Annotated in this window: 7 protein-coding genes and 1 tRNA gene; all 8 read right to left on the bottom strand. The window is 62.7% G+C overall.

The window, feature by feature from the left end; all coding sequences use genetic code 11:
* Window positions 1-54: 54 nt before the first annotated feature.
* Window positions 55-1,107, bottom strand: a complete 1,053-nt coding sequence (locus tag C2U70_RS17275) for a CobW family GTP-binding protein (RefSeq protein WP_140979637.1) — start codon at window positions 1,105-1,107, stop codon at window positions 55-57.
* A 54-nt stretch (window positions 1,108-1,161) separates the two neighbouring features.
* Entirely contained in the window at window positions 1,162-2,031 is an 870-nt protein-coding gene (locus tag C2U70_RS17280; RefSeq protein ID WP_186294316.1) for a metal ABC transporter substrate-binding protein, read from the bottom strand.
* Between the two features lie 5 nt (window positions 2,032-2,036).
* A complete protein-coding gene (locus C2U70_RS17285) occupies window positions 2,037-2,906 on the bottom strand; it encodes a metal ABC transporter permease (RefSeq protein ID WP_140979642.1) in 870 nt (289 codons plus the stop codon).
* Window positions 2,906-3,661 carry a metal ABC transporter ATP-binding protein gene (locus C2U70_RS17290; protein ID WP_186294314.1) on the bottom strand — a complete coding sequence of 252 codons (756 nt, stop codon included), beginning with the start codon at window positions 3,659-3,661 and terminating at the stop codon, window positions 2,906-2,908. Before C2U70_RS17290 ends, C2U70_RS17285 begins: the two co-directional genes overlap by 1 nt.
* Before the next feature lie 562 nt (window positions 3,662-4,223).
* A tRNA-Ser gene (locus C2U70_RS17300) sits at window positions 4,224-4,300 on the bottom strand.
* 52 nt (window positions 4,301-4,352) lie between these two features.
* The gene (locus tag C2U70_RS17305) at window positions 4,353-5,126 is read right to left on the bottom strand and encodes a hypothetical protein (protein WP_140979640.1); all 774 of its coding nucleotides are present in this window, start codon (window positions 5,124-5,126) and stop codon (window positions 4,353-4,355) included.
* 693 nt (window positions 5,127-5,819) lie between these two features.
* Window positions 5,820-6,320: a hypothetical protein gene (locus C2U70_RS17310; RefSeq protein WP_140979641.1), complete on the bottom strand. Its 501-nt coding sequence runs from the start codon at window positions 6,318-6,320 to the stop codon at window positions 5,820-5,822.
* On the bottom strand, window positions 6,317-6,719 hold a 403-nt coding region (locus tag C2U70_RS17315), incomplete at its 5' end, for a permease (RefSeq protein ID WP_186294315.1). The genes C2U70_RS17315 and C2U70_RS17310, both read right to left, overlap by 4 nt.

Consider the following 6,719-nt stretch of genomic DNA (forward strand, 5'->3'; position numbering starts at 1 on the left):
GGCTGGTGACGGAGACGATGGAGCGGGATTCGTCGTCGGGATCGAACTCGGACATCACGAAACGATGCAGCTCTCAAAACCCTTGCGAATGGCCTCTTCCGGCAATTCGCGGCCGATGAAGACGACGCGGCTCTCGCGCGGCTCGCCGTCCTTCCATTTCCGCTGGTGGTCGCCCTCCAGCATCATGTGGACGCCCTGGAAGACGTAGCGGTCGTCATCGCCGCGGAACGACAGGATGCCCTTCGAGCGCAAAATCTTCTGGCCCTCGGTCTGCACCAGGTTCTGGAGCCAGGGCATGAACATGCCGGGATCGAGCGGCTTGTCGGTCTTGAGCGAGAGCGATTGCATCTCCTCGTCGTGATAGTGTTTCAGGCCGTGACCGTGATCATGGTGGTGATGATGGTCATGGCCGTGATGGTGGTGGTCATGATCATGGTCGTGGTGATCGTCGGCCTCCAGGAAGCTCGGCTCGATCTCGAGGATGCGGTCGAGGTCGAAGGCGCCGCGGTCGAGCACGTCGGCGAGCGCGACCGAGCAGCGCTCGGTGCGGTGCAGCTTGGCATAGGGGTTGATGCCGCGGATGCGCGCCTCGACCTCGGCAAGCTCGCCCTTGCTGACGAGGTCGGTCTTGTTCAGCACGATGACGTCGGCAAACGCGATCTGGTTCTTGGCCTCGGGCGCATCCTTCAGCCGGTCGGACAGCCATTTTGCGTCGGCAACCGTCACGACGGCATCGAGGCGGGCATTCTTCTGCACGTCCTCGTCGACGAAGAAGGTCTGCGCGACCGGCGCCGGATCGGCGAGGCCCGTGGTTTCGACGATGATGGCGTCGAACTTGCCCTTGCGCTTCATCAAGCCGTCCATGATGCGCACGAGGTCGCCGCGCACGGTGCAGCAGATGCAGCCATTGTTCATCTCGAACACTTCCTCATCGGCGCCGATGATGAGGTCGTTGTCGATGCCGATCTCGCCAAACTCGTTGACGATCACGGCGTACTTTTTGCCGTGGTTCTCCGACAGGATGCGGTTCAAAAGGGTGGTCTTGCCGGCACCGAGATAGCCGGTCAGGACGGTCACGGGAATCTTGGAAGACGTCACTTCAGACATAAGAACTCCGAGATCGGGCATGGCGCGCGACGCTGCGGCGGGGTGGCCCCCACCCTAATGGTCAAGCGCGCTGGTCAGGGCCTTTATATTGTGCCTGACCATGTCAATGTAAGTGGGGGCAGGCCCCTTTTCGCCCGTCAAACCGTCCGAAATCAGGGTCCCGCCGACCTTTGCGCCGGTCTCGGCCGCGATCCGCCGGATCAGCCGGTCGTCGCTGATATTTTCGAGGAAAACGGCCGGTATTTTCGCAGCCCGGACCTGGCTGATAATGGCCGCGATATCGCGCGCGCTCGGCTCGGTTTCGGTGGAAACTCCGAGCGGCGCAATGAACTGGATACCGTATTCGGCCGCGAAATAGCCGAAGGCGTCGTGGGTCGAAATCACCTTGCGCCGGTCGGGCGGAATTTTCGCCAGGATGTCGCGCACCTCGCGGTCGAGTGTTTCGAGCTTTTCCAGATAGGCCTTGGTCTGGATGCGGAAAAATTCTGCATCGTCAGGCGCGATTGCTGCCAGCGCATTGCCGATATTCGTCACGTAAAGCCTGGCGTTGGGGATCGACTGCCAGGCGTGCGGATCGGCATCCGAGCCGAGTTTTAGCGGCGTGATGCCGGCGCTGGCGGTGACGACGGTGGCCTTGCTGCCCGAGGATTGCACCAGGCGCGGCAGCCAACCTTCGAGACCAAGGCCGTTGACGATGACGAGCTTTGCATCGGCGATCCGCTTCGCGTCGCTCGGGGCCGGCGTGTAGACGTGGACATCGCTGTTGGCGCCGACCAGCGTGGTGAGATTGACGCGATCACCACCGACATTGCGGACGAAGTCGGCGAGAATCGAGAAGCTCGTGACGATGTTGACTTTCTCGGCCGCGTGCAAGGGCGATGCGGTAAGCAGGGACGCGATCAGCAAGAACAGGATGCGCCGCATCGCCGTCATGCCTCGAGATGCCGGCCAGGAAACATCTGGCGGACCAGCCCGCCGACGCGGCCGAACAGCACGGAGATCACGTAAAACACCGTCGCCACCAAAATGATCGCGGGGCCCGAGGGGACGCGGGTCTGGAACGACAGCACCAGCCCGGCATAGCCGGAGACCGCGGCGGCGATCACGGCGATGCAGATCATCGCCGTGAGGTCGCGCGACCAGAACCGCGCGATGCCGGCCGGCATGATCATCAGGCCGACCGCGAGCAAGGTGCCGAGCGCCTGAAAGCCGTTGACGAGATTGATGACGACGAGCGCGAGGAAGGCGAGATGCGCCGGGCCGCCGGCGCGGCTGACCGCGCGCAGAAACAAGGGATCGACGCTCTCGATCACCAGGGGCCGGAAGATCACCGCAAGCACCAGGAGCGTGACCGTGGCGTTGAAGGCGACGACCAGCAGCGTCTGGTCGTCCATCGCGAGGATGTTGCCGAACAGCACGTGCAGAAGGTCGATATTGGTCCCCTTGATCGAGACGATGGTCACGCCGAGCGCCAGCGAGGCCAGATAGAAGGTCGCGAGCGAAGCGTCCTCCTTCAGGCCGGTGGAGCGCGCGACGACGCCGGCGAGAATCGCAACGGCAAAGCCGGCGACCAGGCCGCCAAAGGTCATCGCAAACAAATTGAGCCCGGAGAGCAGGAAGCCGATCGCGGCACCCGGCAGGATCGCATGCGCCATGGCATCGCCGACGAGGCTCATCCGACGCAGCATCAGGAACACCCCGATTGGCGCGCCCGCGAGCGACAGCGCGATGACGGCGGCGAGCGCGCGCCGCATGAACTCGAATTCGGTGAAGGGGCCGATCAGCGCGTCGTAGATCATCACGCTGCCTGCGAATGCCCGTCATCGGCGCAGGCCGCCGCGCTGTCGTCGAAGGCCTCGCACATCCGCATCGCGACCATCAGATTCTCGGGCGTCAGCACCTCTGCTGTCGGGCCCCAGGCCACGGGGCCGCGTGCGAGCACCAGCGTCTCGGCAAAATGGTTACGCACCATCTCGAGATCGTGCAGCGCTGCGAGCACGGTGCGACCCTCGCCATGCCAACGCTTCACCAGCGCGAGCAGATCGGTCGTCGTCTTGCTGTCGATGGCGTTGAAGGGCTCGTCGAGCACAATCAGGCGCGCATCCTGCAGCAGCACGCGCGCGAACAGCACGCGCTGCATCTGCCCCCCCGAAAGCGTTTCGATCGGACGGTTCTCGAAGCCGGAGAGGCCGACGGCTGCGATGGCATCGAGGATCTTTTTACGCGCGGCCTTGCCGATGCCGCCGAACAGGGAGGTCGCCCGCCACAGCCCGGTGCTGATGAAGTCGAACACGGAGATGGGGAAGCTGCGGTCGATCTCTGCGCTCTGCGGCAGATAGGCGATGTCGCGCGCGTCGAGGCCGCCGAGATGGATCGCGCCCGCCAGCGGCTTCACGATGCCGACGATGCCGCGTAGCAGCGTCGACTTGCCGGCGCCGTTCGGCCCGATGACAGCGACCAGCGCGCCGGATGCGACCTCGCCCTTGAGGTGATGAACCGCCGGATGCCGGTCATAGCCGAGCGTGACGTTGTGGAATTCGACCTGCGCCGCCATGGTCACCTCATCGCCAGCCACACGATGCCCCAGAGCACGGCGCAGACGGCGCTCGCTGCCAACAGCCGGCCGGCCATGGTCATGCGCAGGATCGACCAGGGCGCTGACTGGGCGGGGTGTGGCGAGGCCTCACCATGGGCATGAGGATGGGTGTGGGAATGACCGTGGTCGTGCGTATGGTCATGCCCGTGCGAATGGGCGTGGCCGTGGGAATGGTCGTGCTGGTGGGCGTGGGACGCGGCGGGAACCATGGCAGGACGTTATATTATAACATTACCTCTGTCCACGACCGCAAGATGCTCAGCTTGGTTTCGCCGCACCGGATGCGCTTGGAGGAACGTTGCGCACGGCGGCGCGGGCGCTGCCGGCGTCGATCAAGCGCTTGGTAATGTGTTCAGGAAAACGTCGGCGATCCGGGGATAAAGCGCATGAAGGAACCCTAACAGACCATCAAGAGATATAGGTGCGCCCTCGAGTTCATATGAGTAACCATTGATTCACATGAGTGAATCGACATGTCAGTATTTTTTTGACGATCCGAGTCGCCGGACTCACATTGTGGTGGTGGACCCGCCGGGACTCGAACCCGGAACCACTGGCTTAGCAGGCGCAGAGCTCTATCCTTTGAGCTACGGGTCCATCGCCGCGCACGGGTGTTGGGCAAACATCTCCTGTGCGCGGCGTGTGCTTGTTACGGTTTGGAACCCTTCTGTGCCGCCAAGACCTGCGCCACGCCGCTGAAGAACGCGGTAATGCGCTCGGCCGACCAGCCGGACAGTTCCGCCATATCAATCGAGACATTGACGCTGAGGCGGATCGCTCCGGGGGAACTCTGGTCTTGAGCGGTTGGCTCGGGTGCGCGCGCCGCCGTTGTAGGTTCGGGTGCTGATGGCATCTTCGTCTCCTCCGGTGCCGTAGACTCAGAACGCCATACCCACGCGATTCGGTCGCCCTCGCGAGTGATCAAGCCAACCCACTCCATGTAGTCGAGGATCATGGAAAGGTTGGACTTGTACTCAGGCAATGCATTGGCCCGATCCGCCAATGTTTGAATGGCTTCATCTGCGGCCATATCCCGCATCTGGAGCTTTGGCTGCAGAGTTCGGGTGAACCACGCTTGCGCGAAGACCGACTGCAACTTGATCGGCGCAGTGTCCTGCGACCATCGATATGCACGAGCATATTCGAGCAACGCCGACGACGGCGCAAAGGCACGACCGACCTTGGAGATCAGGCCGATCTTTTCAAAGAACGGGTTGGCAAGTGAGACAGTCGATGGATTCATCTCGACCGCTTTTGCGACCTGCTCGATCTTGACCGGCTCGCTGCCGTTGTTGCTCTCGTAGCCGTAGGCCAAGAGGCAACGCTGCTGCTTCTGGAAGGCAATCCGAACGGTGGGTAACGCCTCCGTCGGTTGTTGGCGACGCGATTTGTTGGCGTCGTCGTCCGTCTGAGTATCAGACATAACCATCTCCTATGGGGTGCTGGGCAACACCTCTATATCATAGGAGCATACGAAAAAGATTCAAGTATGCTGGGATGACTGTTCTATTTTTGTCCCCACCGCTCGGTCGCCGCCTGTTTTGCTAGCCGTTTCCGCGACTTAGGCGTTTGGGCGGCGGCGCGGGCCTTTCCGCCATTTGAACCGCCAAGCCGACTTAGGCTACAGCAGCCGGGTTTTTCTCCCATTTGACGTCCCTCAACATTGCCCGTGGCGATTCGCCTGCGTTCTGTTGGCGTGGCGCTTCTCGCCATGGGGTCGGATATCAGTCCTCGTCCTCATTTTCTGGCTTCATCTTTGCCAATAACTTGCCCACCTCATCGCAAAATGGGCATTTGCACCTAGTTATCCATACATTCCATGCGCCGCATTCGTAGCAGTAGCGATGTCCACGCTGGTCGCAGTCTTTATTGACGCACATGAATAGGCGATTGCGGGTGCCGCCCCAATCGTGATCCGTCCCACAGGTCGGGCATTCATGAATAGGCATGGTTTCGACAGCTTGGGCTCGCGCTTAATGCCGCGTCAATGTTAGTCGAAAGCTGAAAAATTTAAACCGAGGCACAACCGGATCGTCCGAAGGAACAGACTTGGAATCTCGAGATTCCGGGTTCGATGCTGCGCATCGCCCCGGAATGACGGTGGGTGGAAGCCGCCTCACGGCTTCCCGATCACCATGGCAATCGCGGCCGCCATGAACGGGAACGGCACCGAGACGGCGCAGCGGAACCAGACGAAGCGGGCCGGCATGAAGGGGATTTCCCATAAAATCACCCGCTGGAAGGCGAACAGGGCCCAGGCGACGACATAGGCAACCACCTGGGGCACGCCGCCGCCGGACTTCAGCGCCACCGCGCCGATGGAGAAGCCGATCACGGGGCCGCCGGGGGTCGCGGCGCCGGCAATGACGGCGGAGGTGATGCCGAGCCAGCCGCTATCGGGGCCAAGCCAGCCGGTGATGACCTCCTGCGGGATGATCGCGGCGATATAGCCGGAGCCGATCACCCCTAACGCAATGCGCGGCACGATGTTGATGAAGTCCGTCGCGCCTTCGCGCAGCGAGGCCACGAAGACCGGCTTGCCGCGGCGGAAGGCGATCAGGCCGACGCCGAACACCGAGCCCCACAACAACATGTCGATCAGCAGCGCTGCACTCACGTCTCGGCCTCCTCGCTCGCGCGCTTCGGTGAGAGGCGGACATAGACGAAGCGGCCGAGGGCGCCTGCGAGGATCGGGAGCGGCAGCGAGATGACGATGCGCCACAGCGTGAAATCCGTGCCCATGATCGGGATTTCCCAGGCGACCGCGCGGCCGTAGCCGATCAGCGTCCAGCTCACGACCATGGCGATGACGGCGCCGAAATCGGCGCCGACCGCGAGCAGCGCGCTGCCGACGGGATAGACCGTGAAGGGGCCGCCGGGGAGGATCGCGCCAAAGGCCGTTCCGATCAGCAGCCCCTTCAAGCCGGACGAGGGCCCGAGCGAGCGCGAGACTTTTTCGTGCGGCAAGATTTCCGAGATGAAGGCCCCGAGCAGGCAGCCCGCGAGCACGCGCGGG

It is taken from the genome of Bradyrhizobium guangdongense, assembly GCF_006483445.1.
Classification (GTDB): domain Bacteria; phylum Pseudomonadota; class Alphaproteobacteria; order Rhizobiales; family Xanthobacteraceae; genus Bradyrhizobium; species Bradyrhizobium guangdongense_A.

Excerpts from the sequence above, each read along its gene's own strand:
- C2U70_RS17275 (WP_140979637.1), bottom strand. The coding sequence starts at position 1,107 with ATGTCTGAAGTGACGTCTTCCAAGATTCCCGTGACCGTCCTGACCGGC.
- C2U70_RS17280 (WP_186294316.1), bottom strand. The coding sequence starts at position 2,031 with ATGCGGCGCATCCTGTTCTTGCTGATCGCGTCCCTGCTTACCGCATCG.
- C2U70_RS17285 (WP_140979642.1), bottom strand. The coding sequence starts at position 2,906 with ATGATCTACGACGCGCTGATCGGCCCCTTCACCGAATTCGAGTTCATG.
- C2U70_RS17290 (WP_186294314.1), bottom strand. The coding sequence starts at position 3,661 with ATGGCGGCGCAGGTCGAATTCCACAACGTCACGCTCGGCTATGACCGG.
- C2U70_RS17305 (WP_140979640.1), bottom strand. The coding sequence starts at position 5,126 with ATGTCTGATACTCAGACGGACGACGACGCCAACAAATCGCGTCGCCAA.